General features: G+C 55.9%; 16 protein-coding genes. 9 read left to right on the top strand and 7 right to left on the bottom strand.

Annotation, left to right across the window (positions count from 1 at the left end; all coding sequences use genetic code 11):
• Positions 1 to 130: 130 nt before the first annotated feature.
• Complete coding sequence (locus IEW06_RS08500; RefSeq protein WP_188548049.1) at positions 131 to 1528, top strand: M20/M25/M40 family metallo-hydrolase; 1398 nt, start codon at positions 131 to 133, stop codon at positions 1526 to 1528.
• 231 nt (positions 1529 to 1759) lie between these two features.
• Positions 1760 to 2305, top strand: coding sequence for a 2'-5' RNA ligase family protein (locus tag IEW06_RS08495; RefSeq protein WP_187732155.1), 546 nt, complete (start codon positions 1760 to 1762; stop codon positions 2303 to 2305).
• A 259-nt stretch (positions 2306 to 2564) separates the two neighbouring features.
• Here the strand turns inward: IEW06_RS08495 and IEW06_RS08490 are convergent, their stop codons facing one another.
• Positions 2565 to 3371, bottom strand: coding sequence for an OmpA/MotB family protein (locus IEW06_RS08490; protein WP_187732154.1), 807 nt, complete (start codon positions 3369 to 3371; stop codon positions 2565 to 2567).
• Positions 3372 to 3606: 235 nt separating this feature from the next.
• Here IEW06_RS08490 and IEW06_RS08485 point away from each other — a divergent pair, with 235 nt between their 5' ends.
• From IEW06_RS08485 to IEW06_RS08475, 3 genes are all read left to right on the top strand, one after another.
• Positions 3607 to 5406 carry a S8 family serine peptidase gene (locus tag IEW06_RS08485; protein ID WP_188548048.1) on the top strand — a complete coding sequence of 600 codons (1800 nt, stop codon included), beginning with the start codon at positions 3607 to 3609 and terminating at the stop codon, positions 5404 to 5406.
• Positions 5403 to 6134, top strand: a complete 732-nt coding sequence (locus IEW06_RS08480; RefSeq protein ID WP_188548046.1) for a hypothetical protein — start codon at positions 5403 to 5405, stop codon at positions 6132 to 6134. The genes IEW06_RS08485 and IEW06_RS08480 overlap by 4 nt, the downstream gene beginning before the upstream one ends.
• Before the next feature lie 156 nt (positions 6135 to 6290).
• Positions 6291 to 6890: a hypothetical protein gene (locus tag IEW06_RS08475; protein ID WP_187732151.1), complete on the top strand. Its 600-nt coding sequence runs from the start codon at positions 6291 to 6293 to the stop codon at positions 6888 to 6890.
• Positions 6891 to 6979: 89 nt separating this feature from the next.
• Here IEW06_RS08475 and IEW06_RS08470 read toward each other — a convergent pair whose 3' ends face one another.
• A complete protein-coding gene (locus IEW06_RS08470) occupies positions 6980 to 8314 on the bottom strand; it encodes a M23 family metallopeptidase (RefSeq protein WP_223284557.1) in 1335 nt (444 codons plus the stop codon).
• Between the two features lie 283 nt (positions 8315 to 8597).
• Between IEW06_RS08470 and IEW06_RS08465 the strand changes: the two genes are divergently transcribed.
• Both IEW06_RS08465 and IEW06_RS08460 read left to right on the top strand, forming a co-directional pair.
• Positions 8598 to 9455, top strand: coding sequence for a hydroxymethylglutaryl-CoA lyase (locus tag IEW06_RS08465; protein WP_188548044.1), 858 nt, complete (start codon positions 8598 to 8600; stop codon positions 9453 to 9455).
• A 136-nt stretch (positions 9456 to 9591) separates the two neighbouring features.
• A complete protein-coding gene (locus tag IEW06_RS08460) occupies positions 9592 to 10326 on the top strand; it encodes a (Fe-S)-binding protein (RefSeq protein WP_187732149.1) in 735 nt (244 codons plus the stop codon).
• A gap of 79 nt (positions 10327 to 10405) precedes the next feature.
• On the opposite strand, the gene dapA is transcribed toward IEW06_RS08460, so the two are convergent.
• Positions 10406 to 11296, bottom strand: a complete 891-nt coding sequence (gene dapA / locus IEW06_RS08455) for a 4-hydroxy-tetrahydrodipicolinate synthase (protein WP_187732148.1) — start codon at positions 11294 to 11296, stop codon at positions 10406 to 10408.
• Positions 11297 to 11422: 126 nt separating this feature from the next.
• Between dapA and IEW06_RS08450 the strand changes: the two genes are divergently transcribed.
• Positions 11423 to 12331, top strand: a complete 909-nt coding sequence (locus tag IEW06_RS08450; RefSeq protein WP_187732147.1) for a polysaccharide deacetylase family protein — start codon at positions 11423 to 11425, stop codon at positions 12329 to 12331.
• A gap of 110 nt (positions 12332 to 12441) precedes the next feature.
• On the opposite strand, the gene IEW06_RS08445 is transcribed toward IEW06_RS08450, so the two are convergent.
• Complete coding sequence (locus IEW06_RS08445; protein WP_223284556.1) at positions 12442 to 14826, bottom strand: glycosyltransferase; 2385 nt, start codon at positions 14824 to 14826, stop codon at positions 12442 to 12444.
• Positions 14827 to 15343: 517 nt separating this feature from the next.
• Here IEW06_RS08445 and IEW06_RS08440 point away from each other — a divergent pair.
• On the top strand, positions 15344 to 16525 hold the full coding sequence (locus IEW06_RS08440; protein WP_188548042.1) for a glycoside hydrolase family 2 TIM barrel-domain containing protein: 1182 nt from the start codon (positions 15344 to 15346) through the stop codon (positions 16523 to 16525).
• Positions 16526 to 16611: 86 nt separating this feature from the next.
• On the opposite strand, the gene IEW06_RS08435 is transcribed toward IEW06_RS08440, so the two are convergent.
• From IEW06_RS08435 to IEW06_RS08425, 3 genes are all read right to left on the bottom strand, one after another.
• A complete protein-coding gene (locus IEW06_RS08435; RefSeq protein ID WP_187732143.1) occupies positions 16612 to 17022 on the bottom strand; it encodes a rhodanese-like domain-containing protein in 411 nt (136 codons plus the stop codon).
• A gap of 173 nt (positions 17023 to 17195) precedes the next feature.
• Positions 17196 to 19361 carry an NAD-dependent DNA ligase LigA gene (ligA, locus tag IEW06_RS08430; RefSeq protein WP_187732142.1) on the bottom strand — a complete coding sequence of 722 codons (2166 nt, stop codon included), beginning with the start codon at positions 19359 to 19361 and terminating at the stop codon, positions 17196 to 17198.
• A gap of 157 nt (positions 19362 to 19518) precedes the next feature.
• Positions 19519 to 20052 carry a DUF4920 domain-containing protein gene (locus IEW06_RS08425; RefSeq protein ID WP_223284555.1) on the bottom strand — a complete coding sequence of 178 codons (534 nt, stop codon included), beginning with the start codon at positions 20050 to 20052 and terminating at the stop codon, positions 19519 to 19521.
• Between the last annotated feature and the right edge of the window lie 31 nt (positions 20053 to 20083).

Here is a 20083-nt window from a genome sequence, read left to right as displayed (position 1 = left end):
AGCAAGAAAGCCCGATCATTCGATGACCGGGCTTTCTTGCTGTGTAGCCGAGTGCGTGGTTGCAACCCATGTAGCGTTTCCTTGTACTTTAGCTACTCAGACTGCTTTTATCTCCTCATTTTTGCTTTTTATGCCCTCTTTCGTTTCTCGCTACCCGCTGCTTGCGGGCGTTGCTTCCCTATTGCTGACTACGCCCACGCTGGCCCAAAAAGCCCCCCAAACCGATTCTTTGAATATTCGCCGCATTTATGACGAGGCCCTGTTGCGGGGGCAGAGCTACGAAAACCTGCGCCACCTCACCGGCCAAATTGGTGGACGGTTGGCTGGCTCGCCCCAGGCCCAACAGGCAGTAGACTGGAGCAAAGTGACGATGGAAAAGCTGGGCCTCGACCGCGTATACTTGCAGGAAGTAATAGTGCCGCACTGGGTGCGCGGGGCGAAGGAAAAAGGGCAGATTAAGGCCGCAAAAGGCAAAGGAGTAGATGTACCGGTTTGCGCGCTGGGTGGCTCGGTGGGCACCAATGGCAAGTTGCGCGCTCAGGTAGTGGAGGTGCAGAGTCTGGATGAATTGGCGGCTATGCCGGAAGAGAAAGTGAAGGGCAAGTTTGTGTTCTTCAACCGTCCCATGAACCCTACTTATATTGAAACCGGCAAGGCCTACGGAGAAGCCGGTGACCAGCGCCGCGCCGGTGCCTCTGCCGCCGCCAAGCGCGGGGCTGTGGGCGCCTTGGTCCGTTCGCTTAGTCTAGCCCACGACGACTTCCCCCACACGGGCACCATGCGCTACGAAGACAATGTGGCTAAAGTGCCCGCCGCTGCTCTCAGCACCAACGGCGCCGACCGCCTCAGTCAATTGCTTAAAGCCGACAAAAACCTAACCTTTGAGCTTGAAATGGCTTGCCAGACGTTGCCCGACGTGAAATCGTACAACGTAATTGGCGAGATTAAAGGCTCTAAGTACCCCGACGAAATTATCACCGTTGGCGGCCACCTCGACTCTTGGGACATGGGCCAAGGTGCCCACGATGATGGCACGGGCTGCGTGCAAAGCATGGAAGTGCTGCGGCTGCTGAAAGCTACTGGCCTGAAGCCGGAGCGCACCGTGCGCGCCGTCATGTTTATGAATGAAGAGAACGGCAACCGGGGCGGTATAAAGTACGCTGAGTTGGCTAAAGCGGCTAACGAGAAGCACTTAGCGGCCATGGAATCAGATGGTGGCGGCTTTACGCCCCGTGGCTTTGCCCTGGAAACGACAAACCCGGAGACCGTGACCCGGATGCAGCAGTGGCGCTCGTTATTTGTCCCCTACGGCAGCGGCGAGTTCGTGGTCGGTCACGGCGGCACCGATATTGGCCCCCTGAAAGACCAGGCAAAAGTGCTCATCGGCTACGACTGCGACTCCCAGCGCTACTTCGATATTCACCACACCGCCGCCGATACTTTCGACAAAGTAAACCGCCGCGAGCTGGAGCTTGGCGGCGCGAGCATGGCCGCGCTGGTGTATTTGCTAAGCAAATACGGTTTGTAGAGAAGCGTATTCGCGTCACAATCGTCGCAGGCGTTGTGTAGCCTGTGTTCCGCCCGTCTGTCATGCTGAGGCCCGAAGGACCTTCTGCCAGAAGAACGATTTGTTCCACTGGCAGAAGGTCCTTCGGGCCTCAGCATGACAACTGGGTGGTATACAACAATCATTTTACGACTAAAAGCAAATCTGCCTTTAGAGCTTCATCGGTAGTATGGCCACATACGTAAGGGAAATATGGACCCGCTATACCTTGTCGCCATTTTGCCCCCCGAGCCGATTTCTTCCGAGGTCTGGGCGATGAAGCAGGAGGTGCACACGCTGACGGGCAGCCGCAATGCAGTGCGTTTGCCGGCGCACATCACGCTCATTCCGCCGTGGCGGCAAGCGGCGGAAGTGGAGGCGGCACTGCGCATAGAGCTGCGTGATTTTGCCGCCCTAGAGGAGCCGTTCAGCGTAGGCTTAAATGGTTTCGATTGGTTTGGTAACCGCACCTTGTTTGTGCGCGTGACGGAGGCTGCGGCCTTGCAGGCTTTCCACGCAGACCTAACTGGTTGGTGTGCGGCGCGTCTGGCAGATATCCCGCTTGAAACGCGGCCTTTTACTCCGCATATGACCCTGGCCACCCGCGATTTGCCCCCCAGCCAGGTGTCGGCGTTGCGTCAGCTTTTTCAGGCCCGTTCCTATGCCGCATCCTTCTTTGCGAGCAGCCTGCAGCTCTTTCGCCACGACGGCCAGCACTGGCTGGCAATTGAAGAATTTACTTTGAAACTACAGGTTTAACATGTTGGCTTGAATTTGTTTATAATGAATAATTTATGATTGCAATTTAAGACTGTATAAATGATCATCAAACGGCAAGCACTCGTCTGAATAAATACACAAATGGCTCAAAAAGAAACGGCTGCCTCGCTTGGGGCAGCCGTTTCTTTTTGAGCCATTTGTGTTGTTAATCTTCTATAAAAAACGACCGATAAGACTAGCTTCAGTCATCTTAATATTCCATGCAGCGAGCAGGCTGAACAACGAGCAAACAGGCGACTTAGTTAGCTTCCAAAATCTGGAAAAGCTCATCGAGCTTGGGCGTCAGGATAATCTCGGTGCGACGGTTTTGGGCCTTCTCTGCGGGTGTGGCATTGGCTGTGATGGGGAGATATTGGGCCCGACCCGACGGTGTGACCTGAGCAGGAGTGAGGCCGGCCGTGGTCAGGATGCGGGTGATTTCGGTGGCGCGCAGCACGCTCAAATCCCAGTTGTCTTTCATGCCGGCCGTGCCACGGGCAATGGGCACATTGTCGGTATGGCCTTCCACCAATACGTTCACATCCTGGTTGCCTTTGAGGGCAGTGGCGAGCTTCTTCAGCGCCTCCTGACCTTTCGGATCAACAACAGTGGAGCCTGACTTAAACAACAGCTGCTCGGAAAGCGAAACGTACACTTTGCCGTTCTTCACGTTCACCGTCAGATCATTGGCATTGAAGCCCAGCAGCGCGTCGCCCACCTTTTGGCGCAGGGCCTTTACGGCCGCTTCCTTCTGATCGAGCACGCGCTGCAGCTCGGCGATTCGCTGCTCGCGGTCCTGCAACTGCTCCTTAGTGGTGCCCAGATTCTCATTCAACTGGTTGACTTCCTGATTTTTGCTCAACAGGTTGGAGCGCAAAGCTTCCTCCGTTTGAGCTTTCTCCTGTTCCAGCGCCGATTTTTGGGCTTGCAATTGTTCGCGGGAGCTGAGCAGCTCCGCGTTTTGCTGCTGCAGGGCTGCTATTTCTTTCTTATTGCAGCCGCCGAGCATAAGGGTGCCGGCGCTCCAAAGTGCCACTAGGGCGGTTCGGGAAAGAGTAGAGTTCATAAAAAAGGATTTAAGAAGAAAGTAAAGACCAGCATAAGCTCAGAACAGGCATTTACGGTAACCCTTGAGCTTGCTGGGTTGAAGGTAGCGGGAAATCTTTTTCGCGCTACCTTCAGCGCAAAGCGTTGTACTGGTTTCGTTTGGAAAAGTAAAAAAGCCCCCCAGACAGCACGCACCATTCGCTACTATCGTATCTTCGTGGTTGCTTCAGCTACCTATTTTACGGCCGCATCACTTGCGTATTCATTTTTCCTTCGTGCGGGCTTTTTTTCTGCTTCTCAGTTTGGGGCTGAGTGGGGTTTGCCATGTTGCCTACGCTGCCCCGCCCTCTACGGGCCGCTACTGGGTGGTTCTGCGCGATAAAGCCGGCGTCCGCTTTAACCCAGCCACCTATTTTGCCCCCCAGGCCCTGGCTCGCCGCCAACGCCAGCAGCTGCCCCTCCTCGACAGCACCGATTTTCCCGTGCGCCCCGACTACCTGCGTCAAGTGCAGGCTGGGGTTGATTCAGTTGCGTTTGTAAGTCGCTGGTTTAATGCTGTTTCCTGCCGCGCAACGCCGGCCCAGGCAGCCGCTTTGCGCCGCCTGCCGTGTGTGCGAAGCATAGAAAGATGCCCCGATGCGCCTATGCTTCCCGCCGCCCAACCTGGAGCGCCGGAGCGTGGTACGCCGGAAGTATCAGCCGCTGATCATCAGCTGGCATTCAGCCAAACGGCCAGCCTTGGTGCGGCCGACTTCCGCAGGGCCAAGCTCGACGGTCGGGGGCTGCGCATTGCTATCTTCGATGTAGGCTTTTCTGGGGCCGACCAGCACGCGGCGTTCCAGCATTTACGCACTGGTAAGCGTATTCTGGCGACCTATGATTTTCTAAAAAAACTGCCGTATGTGTACGCGGGCGGCAGCCACGGCACGGAGGTGCTCTCGTGTATAGCCGGCATTTTGCCCGACGGCACGGCACTGGGTCTGGCCCCCGAAGCCGAATTTTTGCTGGCTCGCACCGAGCAGCTGCACCGCGAGCAATTCGCTGAGGAAGAAGCATGGCTTGCTGCCGCCGAGTGGGCTGACCGCCAAGGAGTGGATATTATCAATTCCTCGTTGGGCTACACTAGCCGCCGCTACTTCCCTGAGCAGATGAATGGCCGCAATAGCCTCGTGGCCCGCGCGGCAGCCATGGCCGTACGCAAGGGAATATTGGTGGTAAACGCGGCCGGAAACGACGGTCTCGACCCGGAGTGGCGCACCATCGGCACGCCTGCCGATGGTGACTCCGTGCTGGCTGTGGGTGGCCTCGATCCTGACAACTACCTGCATATCGGCTTCAGCAGCTATGGCCCGACGGCTGATCGACGCCTGAAGCCTAATGTAACAGCCTACGGAACGGTGCTGGCGGCCGCGCCGGGCGGCTATGTGCGCACCCAGGGTACGTCATTTGCGAGTCCGTTGATGGCGGGTTTTGCAGCTTGCGCGTGGCAGCAAAACCGCAATCTGACGGCCATGCAGCTCTTCGAAAAACTTCAGGCCTCGGCCAACTTATATCCTTACTACGACTATGCTCACGGATATGGGATGCCCCGCGCTTCCTGGTTCACGGCAGATGGCCCGAAAAAGCCCCCCACGGCCGCAACCTTCGACTTTGTAGCGCAGGCAGATAGTATGCTGGCCGTGATTATCCGGCCGGGTGTTGGGCAGGTGGCCGCACGGGCTTTGCCGCTGTATTCTGATTCCGTGGATGTAAAGGCGCCATCCATCAGCAAAGATAAGCTAGCCGCAGTGCCGGCCGTCGGCCGCGAAGAGTTGGCTCCGCCCGTATCCGACGGCGCCGAAAAAAGCCCCCCGGCCGGTGCCACGCCTGCTTTGCCCGACCCACCCAGCTACCTGTACTGGCACGTATCCGACCGCCGCGGGGTGCTGCGCACGTACGAGGTGCTGGACGTGAAACAGCGTGCAGTGCTGCAAATACCTCTGCGCAACCTGCACGCCGGCGACACGGTGCAGGTGCATTATCGGGGGTTCACTTCTACTTATTCCGCCCAATGAAGCTTCTGCGCTTGCTGACGGTCGCGGCCTGCGCGACTATGTGGCTCAAGGGCATACCTGCTGTTCAGGCCCAAAGTGTGCTGTTGCGCGGCAATGTGGCCGCCGATACGCTCCGCTCCAACACGGGCCCCAATCGGACTTTCTTCATTCATTTCTACCTGGGCTATGCGGCCGTGGCCGGCAAATTTGACGGTCCCGGCGCTGAGTTGCGCTATGGTCGATCAGGGGAGGTGTTTGTAGGAATGCGGCAGAAATATCGGTTGTCGCAGACGGCGGCAGTCGGCCTCGATTTGCGCTATGCTCGCCTAGTGTATCATCTGGCCCAGAATGACCAGAAATTTTTGCCTACCCCTGATCAGCACAAACGCGAAACCATTGCCCTGCCTCAGGCTCAGGTCGAAGTATATGGCCGCCTGAACATTGGTCGGCGCGGTAATGTGGTGGGCCGCTACCTCGACCTGACGGGCTGGGGCGGCTGGATTATCAGCTCGGCGCATCACTACGTCGACAAACCCGGCACTAACGGCGCTGGGCTAATAGAGGTAACGGAGCGTAAACTAAACTATATAAACCGTTGGTCGTACGGGGTGGGGGCTCGGCTGGGTTCGGGCCGCTACGCTGTGGTTGCTCGCTACCGGCTCGCCGATAGCTTTAAGGATCTGGCTGATGCGCCGCGTTACCCGGAGTTCCCACGGCTGGTGGTAGGTCTGGAGTTAGGGCTGTTCTAATGAAATATCCATATTCTAAGATAAATCCAGCTTTTTTTATGTTTAAATCGCTTTAAAATGCTTCCTTTGGTACAAATTTAGCTGTGAAAGCTGGTCACTATATGTTTCAAATCCGTAGTGTCGTCGAACTACTCCTGCATACTTCCTTAGCCTATAATGAAAAAACTTTTTCTCTCTGCCGCAGTGGCTACTTTACTGTTTCAAGCGTCGTGTATCACGACTGAGCGCGAAACAGCTACTTCTAAAAGCGACGGTAAAATCTTTACCCCAACGCCTCCCAATCAGCGCGCCCGCCTCACTGAGCGCAGCATTCTGAATACCGTTCGGGCCAGCCATAACTTCACCAGCAATAAGGAGAAGGACAGCTTCGTGCTTTTGTTGCAGGGGCCAAAAATCCTGAACGCACAGGCTCGTTTTATCATCATTAATGCCACCGGCGATACCATCCGCAATGAGGTAATGCCCGCCACGGCGCTCCTCAGCGACCGGGATTTGGAAAACCCCAGCGCGGCCACGGTGCGCGATAAAGAAATAGCTATTTTGAAGGCTATGAACACCTTTTTTAGCAACGATCGGTTCACGCAGCCCGCTATTCCGCGCAACGCCGACCAGCCCGAAGATGTAGAGCCGCAAGTCTGGGCCGCCATTCAGGGCGACAACAAGGCCGTGGGCTTCGACTATATCGGGGCGGGTGGCCGCGAGCGCCGTATTGCGTATGCCAAGGAATTGCAGCGCGCGGTAGTAGTTGCCCAGTAAAAGTTTAAAAGGAATAAACAGCAGTCATAAAAAAGCCCCCCAGAGATATTCTAGGGGGCTTTTTAGTGTTTAAAAGAGTGATGGTTATTTTAACCTGCTTTAGCGGCCCAGCCTACCACACCTGCCGCGCTGCGCACCAGCTGATACCCACCTACTTCGCCCAAAACGGCCACGCTGCTGCGGGCGGGCAGAGTATCAAAAGGCACGACACCGGCTTGAGGCAGCTTTACCAAATCGGTGGCGGCGGCCAGCAGCTCCTGGCGCAGCGGTTCTGCCGCAGCCGACACTACTGAACGGACGGCGATGTAGCCAATTTGCCCCCCAGGATGCTCCACGCGGTAATAATCTGCCTGGCTGCCTACTACCAGCAGCGGCGTGTCGCGCACCAGACTTGCCACGGTGGTTGCGCCCTTCGCAGCGGGGCTTAAGCGCAGGTCGGCACGCTTCTCCCGCACGCGCACCCATTGGCCCAGGCGCTCAGCGCTGGTGCGAGGAGCCGGCGGCAATGCATCGGCGCGGCGCACAAAAGGAAAAGGATCAACGGCCCCGCGCCCGCCCCTATAAATGCCGAAATGTAGATGGGGAGGTGTAGTACGAGCGTTGCCGGTATTGCCCACTAAGCCCAGCGTATCCCCAATCTGCACCGTCTGACCAGCTTGCACAAGCTGTTGGTCGAGGTGGGCGTAGTAGATGTGCTGGCCATGCTTGGTATCGGCCAGCCAGACCACTTTGCCGCCTCTGGGCGTTTCGTTTACCCGAGTAATAAGGCCCGGCGCAACTGCTACTACGGGCGTACCACGCTTGGCAAAAATATCGATGCCTTCGTGGCGCCGGGCGCCGGCGTCGCGGTCTACGCCCCAGAAGCTACCCACGGCCACGTCGTTTTTGCCCTGCACTGGGAATGCCAGCGACGGCTCGCGCTGAATGCGAAGGGTGTAGCGCCCGGTGCGCAACAGCTCAGGCTGCACCCGCAATAAGTGCTGGCGGTCGTCCTCGGCCACGTAGCTAAAGGTAGCTGCGGCCGTATCGGCGGAGGTGATGAGGCGGGGAGGAGTGTTGTCGGGGCTAAGCTCGAAGGCATCGAGGAAGACGCGCACATCGGCGCCGGCATCCAGGGTCAGGCTGATGCGCACGGTTTCGCCTTCGCGCACGGCATAGCGGTAAGCGGCCGCCCGGGCCTGGTCGGCGCGAAAAAAACCGGTTTCCTGGAAGGGAAGTGTTACCACCAGCGAATCGCGCAGGGCACGGTCGGCGGCGGCGAGCCAGTCACGGCCCAGTGCCGTTTGGTCGAGGCCACTCTGGCGAAGTCGGCGCGCGTAGGTTTCGTGGGGAGTGGTTTTCTGAAAGATGGCCTGCAACGTTTGCTGCTTGCTACAGGCAGAAAGCAACACTAGAAAGCACAACAGATAAAACGGCGTGCGCATGGAGCGTAATAGCAGCGGACTAGGTTAGATGTACGAGTTGCATAGACAACCCCGGAGCCCGCCGAGTGGTTCGGTAGTGTGCCTGGCACCCTAAACCACAGCCTGACGTGACAATGATGTTGGGATGGCCACCTTTTTCCATTCAGGCTGGCAACTAATTGACCTTAGTCAGACTTATCAGCTAAGGCGTGGGCAGGGATTTTTCGTACCAATCCCGCCGATTTCCTTCTACTTTTGTTTCCTGCCCACCCCAGGCTACCCACCCAATTCTGCTCTTTCCTTTATGAAGCTTATAGAATGCCCGCGTGATGCCATGCAGGGCTTGCCAGAGTTTATTTCCACCTCGGCCAAAATCGCTTATCTCAATACTCTGCTTCGCGTCGGTTTCGATACCCTGGATTTTGGAAGTTTTGTGTCGGCGAAAGCAATTCCCCAGCTCCGCGATACGGAAGAAGTGCTGGCCGGTCTCGATTTGAGCAACACCCGCACCAAGCTGCTGGCTATCGTAGCCAACCTGCGCGGTGCCGAAACGGCTGCGGCCTATTCTCAGATTCAGTACATCGGCTTCCCGTTGTCGGTGTCCGAAACGTTTCAGCGGCGCAACACTAACAAGACTATTGCGGAAGCCATGACGGAGCTGGCCGAGATGCATAATGTATGCGAAAAAGCCGGTAAAACGCTCGTAACCTACCTTTCGATGGGTTTTGGTAATCCGTACGGTGACCCCTGGAGCCCGGTAGTGGTAGCCGATTTCACCCAGCAGCTGGCCGATATGGGCGTGCGTATCGTGGCCCTTTCCGATACCATCGGCGCTTCCACGCCCGCTACCATCACGCCCTTATTTGGCGAGCTGATTCCGGCCTTCCCCCAAATTGAGTTTGGCGCCCACCTGCACACGGCACCGGTATACTGGCGCGAGAAAGTAGACGCTGCCTACCGCGCTGGCTGCCGCCGATTCGATGGGGCCATTGGCGGCGTAGGCGGCTGCCCGATGGCCACCGATAAGCTCACCGGCAACATGCCCACCGAAAAACTGGTAGCCTACTTTGACGAGACTGGCGTAGATTTGGGCCTTGATCGGGACGCTTTCCGGATTGCTCAGGCAGCGGCCGGGGAAGTCTTTGGTTTCGGTAAAAAGTAACTTAAACGGAGCGTTTTGAGGTCAAAACTTGCTTTAACCGGCGTTTTTGCTCTATAAAAAGCCCCCCAGCGCCATGTCAGCTCGCTGAGCGAAGCGCCGACCGTTTTCCTCCTCGATTTGCGCTTCATTCTTCGCTATGCCCATCGTCGATTTATTCATTCCTTGCTTCGTAGACCAGCTTTTTCCCCAGACCGCCATGAACATGGTGAAGGTGCTGGAAGCCGTGGGCTGCGAGGTGCACTATAATGCCAACCAAACCTGCTGCGGGCAGCCGGCTTACAACGCCGGCTACAAGTCCGAAAGCTGCGAGGTGGCCACCAAGTTTCTGGACGATTTTCCGGCTGGGGGGCAAAATCGGTATATCGTGAGTCCGTCGGCGTCGTGCGTGGGCATGGTGCGCAACGCTTACGCCGAGCTGTTTGAAGGCTCCGCCGACCAGGCCCGCTACCACGGGGTGCAGCGGCGCATTTTTGAAATGACAGAGTTTTTGGTGGATGTGCTGGGTATCAAGTCCATACCGGGCGCCAAGCTGCCCGGCCAATACACCTACCACGATTCCTGCTCGGCCCTGCGGGAATGTGGTATTAAAGCCGCGCCACGCATGTTGCTCGATGCCGTGCAGGGCCTGGAGCGCCTGGAAATGGACGAAAGCGAAACCTGCTGCGGCTTCGGCGGTACGTTTGCCGTGAAGTTTGAAGCCATTTCGGTAGCCATGGCCGAGCAAAAGGTAGAAAATGCCCTGGCCACTGGTGCGCGCTACATCGTAAGCACCGATACAAGCTGCCTTATGCACCTGGATGCCTACATTCGGCGGGAAAAAAAGCCCATCCAAACCCTGCACGTAGCCGATGTGCTGGCGAGCGGCTGGTAACTGATTTTTACATTTAATTTCATAAAAAAGCCCCCCAGACCAAGTCTGGGGGCTTTTTTATTGCTGCACTGATGGTTCCTTAAATTAATTGCCGCACCCGTTCCGTCAGGCTCTCCGAAGCCGGGACGAGAGGCAGGCGTACGGCATCGGAGCAAACACCTAGCGCCGCGAGGGCCGCTTTTACGCCTACCGGGTTGCTTTCTTCATACATTAAGGGATTCAGATCCAGAAAGCCGAACAGCAGCTCACTGGCTTCGGCAAAATTGCCTTCCAGCGCGGCCCGCGTCATGCGGCTCATGCGGTCGGGGAAGGCATTGCCCAGCACACTGATAACGCCCTCGGCGCCGAAGGAAATCATCGGCACAGTCAGCATATCGTCGCCGCTGATGAGCAGGAAGCCGGCGGGCCGACCGGCGGCAATGGCCATGCACTGCTCCAGGTTGCCGCTGGCTTCTTTGATGCCGATAATATTGGGGTGCTGAGCAAGGCGCAGGGTCGTGGCGGCCGTCATATTGGAGCTGGTGCGACCGGGCACGTTGTACAGGATAATAGGCAGGGGAGAGGCATCGGCCAGGCGCTCATAATGGGCCACGATACCGGCCTGGGAAGGCTTGTTGTAGGCAGGACTGGCCGAGAGAATTGCCATTACGCCCGTCAGGTCGGTGGTGCGCAGTAGGTTTTCAACGCCGGCCGTATCGTTGCCGCCAATGCCATACACGAGTGGTACCCGACCAGCCACTTGCTCCCGCACAACGCGCAGAATATCAGCGCGCTCCGATGCCGTCACGGTCGGCGACTCGGCCGTTGTGCCATTGATAACCAAGTATTCAACGCCGCCATCTACCACGAAATCGACCAGGCGACGCAGGGCCTCCACATCCACGGCATGGTCGGGGGCGGAGGTAAAAGGAGTAATTAAAGCGACCCCCGTGCCGCGCAGGGCAGAAAGGTGAGAATCTTGTTGGTCCATGCGGGAATAAGCCGTTGTTTTGTAATTGGAATAGTTGCGTGAAGGTAAGTGACTACCGTCAAATGCTTTATTATGCCCTTTTCTTTCGTCTAAAATATCGGTTTCCTTTTCCAGCTTACACCCCGAATGAAGCTTACCCGTACCCCCATTTTAGTGGCTGGCATTCTGGCCACCACACTTACCCTGTCTGGCTGCGAAACCAAATCGGCTGCTGCTTCAGAATCGAAGGAACAGGCTGCTGCCGATACTGTTGCGACTGCCCCAGCCGCCGCTGCGCCAGCCAATCCGAACGCACCGGCTCCCGATCCGACGACCATTCCGGCGAATAAAATTGCCACCGCTGCCGAGATTCTGGCTCGTCCGCAGGTACCCATCCTTTGCTACCACCAGGTCCGCGACTGGAAGCCGAAGGACTCCAAGAATGCCAAGGATTACATCGTGCCGGTGGCTCAGTTTCGCGACCAGATGAAGATGCTGGCCGACAGCGGCTACCACACCATCCTGCCCGATCAGCTGTATGCTTACCTGACCACCGGCGCCCCGCTGCCCTCCAAGCCCGTCATGCTCACCTTCGACGATACCGACCTGGATCAGTTCACGGTGGCCAAGCCGGAGCTGGACAAGTACGGTTTCAAGGGCGTTTTCTTTATCATGACCGTCTCGCTGGGCCGCCCGCGCTACATGAGCAAGGCGCAGGTAAAAGAGCTTTCCGACCAGGGGCACGTCATCGGCTCGCACACCTGGGACCATCACAACGTGAAAAAGTATCAGGGTGAGGATTGGGTAACGCAGATTGAGAAACCCACCAAGACGCTGGAGGAAATAACGGGCAAGAAGATCAACTACTTCGCTTATCCCTTTGGCCTGTGGAATCCGGAGGCCATTCCGGAATTGAAAAAGCGCGGTTTTGTGAGCGCCTTTGTGCTGGCTGAGAAGCGCGACCAGCAGGACCCGTTGTTTACTATTCGTCGCATTATTGCCAGCGGCTATTGGTCGCCCCGGACGCTGCACAACAGCATGAAGAACAGCTTTTAGTAGGCTGGATTCTTGTAAAAAAAGCCCCCCAGAAGTAACCTGGGGGGCTTTTTTATGGGCTAATGCTGCGTTTTGTAATGTCTATAACCGCCTTTCCTACAGTTAGTTAATTAACTCTTAATTGGAATAAAGGCGCTCAGCTTCAATGAATCAGGGCGACTGGTATGGGAAAGCGAACCAAAAAGAAGGGCTTTTATTTCCAGGAAGGTACTGGTTAAGTGCTCGGACTGTGCCTGCAGGGACTGACTCGGTTGTAAAGGAGCCAGCAGCATAATAGGCATGCTGGTCAGTTCGGCTCGCTCAGCGAGCTGCAAGCGTAGGGAACGGTACTTTCGCAGTGATTTAGCCATTGCATCCGGCCCCGATGTCATACAATCGGCCGCAACCCAATCGAGGTAAGTGGCACCGGGAAAATACGCGGCAATCGAATCGGAAGAGGGAGGCGTCCAGACCCAAACCGCGCTGGTATCGCCAGAGGCTCTGAAGTTAGTAACTAAGCGTTGCCAAGTACGACGATACGCCGTAGGATTACTAGCTTTAATAATGGGCCGAAGCATCACAGGCTTATTATTATCCCGAATAGCGGCTACCGCCTGCTTCCAGTTAGTATCGTTAAAGGAGCCGTTTCGGACTTCCCAGCTTAGTACCAGGATATTACCTTGTGTATCTGCTTTCTGGAGAGCTTCCGCCGATATCTGCGGAGCTAATGCCGGGGGCAGGCGTATTTCCTGAATCGGTGAAGCTAAATCGGCTCCTGCACGAGAAGGCAAGGAAGTGGAAGCTGACCACATGGATGCTGAGGAAGTCGCAGCGTAGCCCATGCGTACTTCGCCTACACCCGAACGCGTCCAGATAAGGTCGGGGGAAGGAGCAGTGCTATCCAGCCACAAACCAACTCCCAGGCTAATAAAAGAGTGGGCAGTGAACACAAAGAAGGCGATGTAGACGGCGGCTGTCCGAAAGCGGGGGAAAAGCTCACCGTCTCGCCCGGTAATGAGCTGCTGGCTTTTAGCCACAAGCCAACGAGCGGGACTAAACGAGTTTGCAAAGCGCAGCAAACCCTTGAGGAGATTATGCTGAGCCATTAGCACCGAAACTCCCAGAATAGCAGCGTTGCTCATGGCCAGCGCCATCATGAGCAGCGCGTAAGGTGTTTGTATCAGGTAATGCCCATAACGCGCGGCTGCTACGCAGACAACAGCCATCAACAGATTGGGAAGGCTAAGCAGCCACTCATTTCCGGCGTGGCCATCTTTGGGGGTGGGGATGTAAGGAACGCGTATTCTGAGCAGCGTATAGAGAAGGCCCAGGCAATAAATCCACCAGGTACCTATTCGCAAAAAGCCCCCCGTCAGATGCAGTCCGGCCTCATGGGGTTCCCGTAGCCAGCGTTGCGCATTGTACCGAATCAGCATGGAAATAGCCACGATGGGCGTCATGTGCAGCACAAACTGGGGGAGCGACAAATGCCACGGGAACTCAGCAAGTGACAGTGCCAGAATCGGAACCAACAGATCGATGAGGGCCACCACACCGGAGAAGAAATACAGAGGCAGCGTGAGATAGTGCAGACGCTGCCGCCAGGTAAAGCGCGAGAAAAGCGTTGGATACACCCGGAAAAGCAGCTCGAAACTACCTCGGGCCCATTTCAATTGCTGCGCATAGTAGGCTGCTAATGAAGCTGGCACCAGGCCCCGGCTCACAATCACAGGCGCGTACACCGACTTCCAGCCCTGCGCGTGCAAGCGCATAGCCGTATGCATATCTTCCGTGAGGCCAGCCGCGTGCCCACCGATGCTGTCCAGGGCCGTGCGTCGGAAGGTACAGTTGGCCCCAATGGCCTGGGCCGTATTGTAAGAATTCATGCCCATCATCAGCGGGCCATAGAAGTGGTAAGTTTGCTCGGCCGCGCCGCGGGCAATCAGGCTTTCCTCTTGGTTTCCATAAGCCTGTACAACCTGCACATAACCCACTGTGGGGTCAGCGAAGTAATCCACCACTCTATCCAGAAAGTCAGGGGTGGGCTCGTGGTCGGGGTCCAATACTACACATAGCTCGCCCGTCGCCTGGCGGAGCGCATTGTTGATGTTGCCGGCCTTGGCGTTTATTTTTTGCGTACGGGTAACGTGAACTATCCCTAACTCCTGACAGATCTGGCGCAGATACGGATCATCGCCCTCGTCGCAGAGGTAGCTGGTGTGGGGGTAGCGAATGGCCTGCATGGCCCGCAGCGTACGCTCAATCATATCCAGCGGCTCGCCGGGGCAGGCCGTAGTAAGCACATCAACCGTGTACTGGTGGTTTGTGCGCGCCGGCAGAATTGGCTTGCTGACTTGCACGTAGTGGTACCACTCGTGCAGCATGCGCAGTAGCTTGAAGCCCAAGGAAACGGTGAGCAGCCAGAACAAAAGCGGATAGCCAATATGGTCAGAGTCGGCAAACCACCACAGGAAGTGGCCTGTCAGGAGTACCCCGATCAGAACTAAAATGCGCATTTGTCGCACCCCCTGCACAAAGTTGTATTTAACTTTGTGTTCCTCTGAAACAGGCACGTGCTTTGGCATCAAAGGCTTTGCTGGTATAAGTGTAGTGCGGGTGATATCTGGGGGCATCGAAAATTAACTCTTGGAAAGGCCAGTCATTTGAATTCAGCCTCTGATCAAGCTCAATATTGGTACGATAAATCCAAGTACTGTTTGATGTTTTTGGATAAAATTAATTGAAATTGCGTCCTGCTCCTTTACTTACGCTGACTCCTTTTTGTTATAAAAAGTCAGATTACAAATAGCTTCCGATAACATGCCTCTCAACAATCGTTCTTATTATTTTTTATGGTTGAGCTGCATATGTATCATGCTTTTTAGCTGTCATTCAGATGGTAACAAAGCAGATGCTTTAACTCAGGTACCGACAGGAGTACTACCCGTACAGATAAAAAAGACGGCAACGGGCTACCAGCTATTGCGAGGTGGTGAGCCTTACTTTATCAAAGGAGTAGCCGGGTTACAACAATTGGACCGTGTAAAGGAGCTGGGGGGCAATTCTATTCGCCTCTACACGACTAACTACGCTGACGCTATTATGGACAAGGCCCAGGAGCAGGGCCTGACGGTAATGCTGGGATTGTGGATGAAACCTGAGTATGAAGATTTTGACTATTATGACCGTAAGGCAGTGGCGTTGCAGAACGACGAGATTCGCCGACAAGTTCTCCGGTTTCGCAACCATCCCGCCTTATTAATGTGGAATGTGGGGAATGAGTTGGACAACCATACCAATAACCCGCGAGCATTCCAGATTCTGAACGACGTGGTAAAGATGATCCATGAGTTGGATCCTTATCATCCCGTCACGACTACGATGACCAGTAGTCTGCATATGGTAACGGCTGTGGAGCGCTTTTGCCCCGATCTGGATGTGCTGACGGTGAACGTATTCAGTCAGTTGGGTCACATCCGCTCTCACCTAGTTGGGAACGGCTGGTCAGGACCCTACATTGTCGGTGAGTTTGGGGCGCGAGGCTGGTGGACAGGCGAAGCCCCCAAAACCAAATGGAGGGCGCCCATGGACCAAAGCAGCGACAGGAAAGCTGAGTACATCCGAACCCGATACGAGAAAACAATGGTAGGTGACAAAGACCATTGTCTGGGCGGATACGTCCTGTACTGGGGGCAGCGGTTTGAGCAGACGTCCATGTGGTTTAGCTTATTCACGCAGGGCGGCGAAAAGACTGCCATAGTGGACATGATTCACTATTTGTGGACGGGCAAATCGTTGCCGAACAAGGCTCCGGGCCTGAGGTCATTTCGGCTGAATGGTAAAACGCAGTTGCGAAGCACTTTCCTGCGAGCAGATAGCACTTACGAGGCCAGCGTTGTTGCATCCGACCCCGAAGGCGACTTGTTGGCTATAGCGTGGGAAGTAGTGCCCGATGTCAATGAGAATTTTATTCTCCCCCAACATCGTACGGCTCGCGAAGCTTTGCCGGGCGCCATCATTAAGTCTGAGGGTACACGGGCGCTGGTGAAAGCGCCGGCCAAAAAGGGGGCGTACCGATTGTTGGTAACAGCAAATGACGGGAAAGGCAGTGTAGCAACACATAGCTACCCTTTTTATGTCGGAAAGCTCACAGCGGCGGATATAAAGAATATTTCGCAGGGTAACTTCAAGAAAAAAGCCCCCGGAGTACACTAGGGGCTTGTTTTTAAAATATACATACGAATTCTAGGTGGCTGGTTAGACTCATCGCAAGCACTTCACCTTCAAGCGCCGGATCAGCATTATTCGGTTTTCAAGCCGCCAGCCTGCAAGGTTTTGAAGGCGCCTGCGTTCACCACTTTTGGAAAACCTTTTGCCTTCATAAGCTTGCTGGCCTGCCCACTCCGGTTGCCGGAAGCGCAATAAAGGATGTACGTTTTGGTAGTATCAAGCTGCGCTATCTGCTGAGCAAAATCAGGGGCCCGAAAATCGACGTTTTTAGCACCCCGCACATGGCCTGTCGCGTACTCGGCAGGTGTGCGAACGTCCAGTACCACCACGTTGGGCTGCTTGATAAGCTTGGCTGCCGTAGCTACATCTACTGCTCCCACTGCTGGCGCGGAAACCTGCTGGGGGGCTTTTTGGGCCGAAGCAACAGGAACCAGAACAGTGATAGCGCAAAGCAGGCCAAAGCCCCGAAAAAGGGTTTTCATAACAGGAAGTCAAAAAGGAGAAGAAAAGTGGCCAGCGGCTCACTCCGGCTCGACCGGGCCGCCTTGTATAACTGTGGGCTAGGGTGGGAAGGTCCTGGCCCCGGGTGGAAGGCCAATGTGACCCACAGTATAGAAGGCGGCCCGGGAGCCGGCTGGGTGCGTGAGCGCAAGCGCTAAAACAACGAACCCTGTTGACCTGCTCCGCCGCCCGTCGCCGGTGAAGGCGTAGCAGGGGCGGGATAAGTCGGCGGCTCCACCGGCTCATTGTCCGGCGGGGTTACGGGCAAAGATACAAAAATGTCTGGCTCCGCAATCGTTTCCGGAGTCGGTAACATGGCTATTAAATCGTTTTCATTGATGATTGGTACTTTTAACTCTATTGCCTTTTCGCGCTTGGCCGGGCCCATTTTGTCGCCGGCCACTAGGTAGCTGAGCTTTTTGCTGATTGACCCCGTCACTTTGCCACCATGCTGTTCTATTAGCTGCTGCAACTCATCACGACTATGGTCTTCGAAAACTCCGGATAGCACGAAGGTCGAGCCCGCAAGGCGGTCGCTAACGGCCTTAGGTGCTTCACCAGTCAGGGCCATCTGAACACCTGCGGCATGCAGGCGGGTAACGATTTGGCGATTAAAATCATCCTGAAACCACGCTGCTGCCGACTCCGCAATCACGCCGCCAACTTCCGGTACGGCCGCCAGCTCGGAGGCCGATGCGGCTGCCAGAGCATCAATGTTTCGGTAATGAGTGGCTAGTTTATCGGCCACAGTTTCGCCCACGTAGCGAATGCCCAGCCCAAATAGCACCCGATCAAAGGGAACCTGCTTGCTGGCTTCAATACCAGCCAGCAAGTTCTGGATAGACTTTTCGCCCAAGCGCTCCAGGTTCACCAACTCATCGCGGCGCTGCGGCAAGTCGTATATGTCGGCGGGAGTAATGACAAGACCCAAGTCGAAAAAGCGGCCCACGGTTTCGGCTCCTAGGCCGTCGATATTCAGGGCTTTGCGCGATACATAGTGCTCCAGGCGGGCCTTTAGCTGCGGCGGGCAGCCGCGCTCATTCGGACAACGATAATGGGCCTCACCGGCGGGGCGGATAAGGGGCGTGTTGCAGGCCGGACAAGTGGCCGGAAAGCTGATAGGCTGGCTGTCAGTGGGGCGGGCGGTGAGGTCTACCCCGGTTATTTTGGGTATGATTTCACCGCCTTTTTCCACGAATACCATGTCGCCGAGGCGTAAGTCGAGGGCGGCAATCTGATTGGCATTGTGCACGGAGGCGCGTTTAACTACAGTGCCGGCCAGCGGAACGGGGTCTAGATGGGCTACGGGCGTCACGGCGCCGGTGCGGCCTACGTTGTACTGCACTTCCCGCAGACGGGTACGGGCGGCCTCAGCAGGGTATTTATACGCAATGGCCCAACGTGGGCTCTTGGCCGTGTAGCCCAGCACTTCCTGCTGCCGAAAATTATCGACCTTGATTACAATGCCATCGGTAGCAACGGGTAGGGTAAAGCGCTTTTTCTCCCACTCATGTATGAAGTCGAGCACTTCATGAATAGAATGACACCGCCGCCAGCTATCCGACACGGGCAAGCCCCAGCTTTGCAAGGCTTCGAGCGAAGCGCTGTGTGTCGGAAAAGCCCCCCGGTTCGGACTGAGAAATCCGTAGGAAAAAAAACGCAGGCGACGGGCCGCTACCAAGGCCGAATCTTGCAGTTTGAGGGCGCCGCTACAGGCGTTGCGCGGGTTGGCTAGTAGTGCTTCCCCATTTTGCTCACGCTCCTTATTTAGCTCCTCAAATACATTCAGGGGCATAAATACTTCCCCACGGGCTTCAAACTCGGCCGGCTGATTAGCGGCGGGACGTAGGTGGAGCGGCAGATTTTTGATGGTACGCACATTGTTGGTGACCACGTCGCCACGGGTGCCGTCGCCACGCGTTACGCCCTGGGTAAGCTGGCCATCGGTATAAGTCAGGCTCATGGCCACACCGTCGAACTTCAGCTCGCAGACGTAGTCGAACTCGTCGCCGCCCAAGCCGCGGCGCACCCGCTCATCGAACTCGCGCAGGTCGGCCTCCGAGTAGGTGTTGCCGAGCGAGAGCATAGGGTAGCGGTGCAGGGCCGTTGGAAACTGCTTGGTAATGGTGCCGCCAACACGCTGAGTAGGCGAGTTGGGTAGCGCGAACTCCGGGTGCTGCTGCTCCAGGCGCTGCAATTCGGCCAGCAGACGGTCGAATTCCGGGTCCGGAACTTCAGAAATATCCTTCTGATAATACTGGTAATTGAGGTGGTGGAGGCGCTCAGTGAGGTCCTTTATCTGGTCTTGTATGGCAGTCATGGAACGTAGTGCGTTGGCTTTGCAAGCTACGGATTTGAGCAGATGCCGTTTCTTCTTGTGCGATTGTTGCTTGTGAATTTGAACAGGGTCCAAAGAAAAAGCGGAACGGAGTCGTATGGCTACAACTCAGTTCCGCTTTTTTCTTAGCTACTAAAATCTAAAGGCTTTTTTCCATAACCAATACGCCATCGGCCTCAAAATTAAGCTGTTGCTCGGGCTTGGTGATAGCCGCAACTTCCTTCTCTGATTTGCCCGCATCGGTGGCGTAGTGGCGCAAATCACTAACGGGAACGGTTTCGCGGTGGGCCCAGCCGTTGATGACGACGGTTTTGCCGCTGATGTCTTTCGGGACAAAAAAACCGTAATCCTTGAAGCGGACGCGCATTTGTTTGCCGTCGGCAATAGCCATCGTCATCCAGCAGCCTTTCGCCTGACACACCTCCGTAGCCTTGCCAACCAGCTTTACCTGCGCCGAATCTTTGGTGCCCAGCAACTGGGTAAGCTGAGCGACGGGCACTGCATTGGCGGCTGTGATTGGCGCCCCGTATGTCTTGCCACCCTCAACTGCGGCACTAGGGGGCATTTTCTCGGTGGCAGCCGGGGTCGAAGTAGCGGTGGCGTCGGAAGAAGGAGAAGACTGACAAGCGGCCAATAGTATCAGGCTGGCTACCAGCAAAAAAGGCTTAGACATGACGGTTTAGGTTAAAGGTCAGAAACAGCTC

It is taken from the genome of Hymenobacter qilianensis, assembly GCF_014638675.1.
Classification (GTDB): Bacteria; Bacteroidota; Bacteroidia; order Cytophagales; family Hymenobacteraceae; genus Hymenobacter; species Hymenobacter qilianensis.
This window is presented reverse-complemented; position numbering and strand designations above follow the sequence as displayed.

Excerpts from the sequence above, each read along its gene's own strand:
- IEW06_RS08500 (WP_188548049.1), top strand. The coding sequence starts at position 131 with ATGCCCTCTTTCGTTTCTCGCTACCCGCTGCTTGCGGGCGTTGCTTCC.
- IEW06_RS08495 (WP_187732155.1), top strand. The coding sequence starts at position 1,760 with ATGGACCCGCTATACCTTGTCGCCATTTTGCCCCCCGAGCCGATTTCT.
- IEW06_RS08490 (WP_187732154.1), bottom strand. The coding sequence starts at position 3,371 with ATGAACTCTACTCTTTCCCGAACCGCCCTAGTGGCACTTTGGAGCGCC.
- IEW06_RS08480 (WP_188548046.1), top strand. The coding sequence starts at position 5,403 with ATGAAGCTTCTGCGCTTGCTGACGGTCGCGGCCTGCGCGACTATGTGG.
- IEW06_RS08475 (WP_187732151.1), top strand. The coding sequence starts at position 6,291 with ATGAAAAAACTTTTTCTCTCTGCCGCAGTGGCTACTTTACTGTTTCAA.
- IEW06_RS08470 (WP_223284557.1), bottom strand. The coding sequence starts at position 8,314 with ATGCGCACGCCGTTTTATCTGTTGTGCTTTCTAGTGTTGCTTTCTGCC.
- IEW06_RS08465 (WP_188548044.1), top strand. The coding sequence starts at position 8,598 with ATGAAGCTTATAGAATGCCCGCGTGATGCCATGCAGGGCTTGCCAGAG.
- IEW06_RS08460 (WP_187732149.1), top strand. The coding sequence starts at position 9,592 with ATGCCCATCGTCGATTTATTCATTCCTTGCTTCGTAGACCAGCTTTTT.
- dapA (WP_187732148.1), bottom strand. The coding sequence starts at position 11,296 with ATGGACCAACAAGATTCTCACCTTTCTGCCCTGCGCGGCACGGGGGTC.
- IEW06_RS08450 (WP_187732147.1), top strand. The coding sequence starts at position 11,423 with ATGAAGCTTACCCGTACCCCCATTTTAGTGGCTGGCATTCTGGCCACC.
- IEW06_RS08445 (WP_223284556.1), bottom strand. The coding sequence starts at position 14,826 with ATGCGCATTTTAGTTCTGATCGGGGTACTCCTGACAGGCCACTTCCTG.
- IEW06_RS08435 (WP_187732143.1), bottom strand. The coding sequence starts at position 17,022 with ATGAAAACCCTTTTTCGGGGCTTTGGCCTGCTTTGCGCTATCACTGTT.
- ligA (WP_187732142.1), bottom strand. The coding sequence starts at position 19,361 with ATGACTGCCATACAAGACCAGATAAAGGACCTCACTGAGCGCCTCCAC.
- IEW06_RS08425 (WP_223284555.1), bottom strand. The coding sequence starts at position 20,052 with ATGTCTAAGCCTTTTTTGCTGGTAGCCAGCCTGATACTATTGGCCGCT.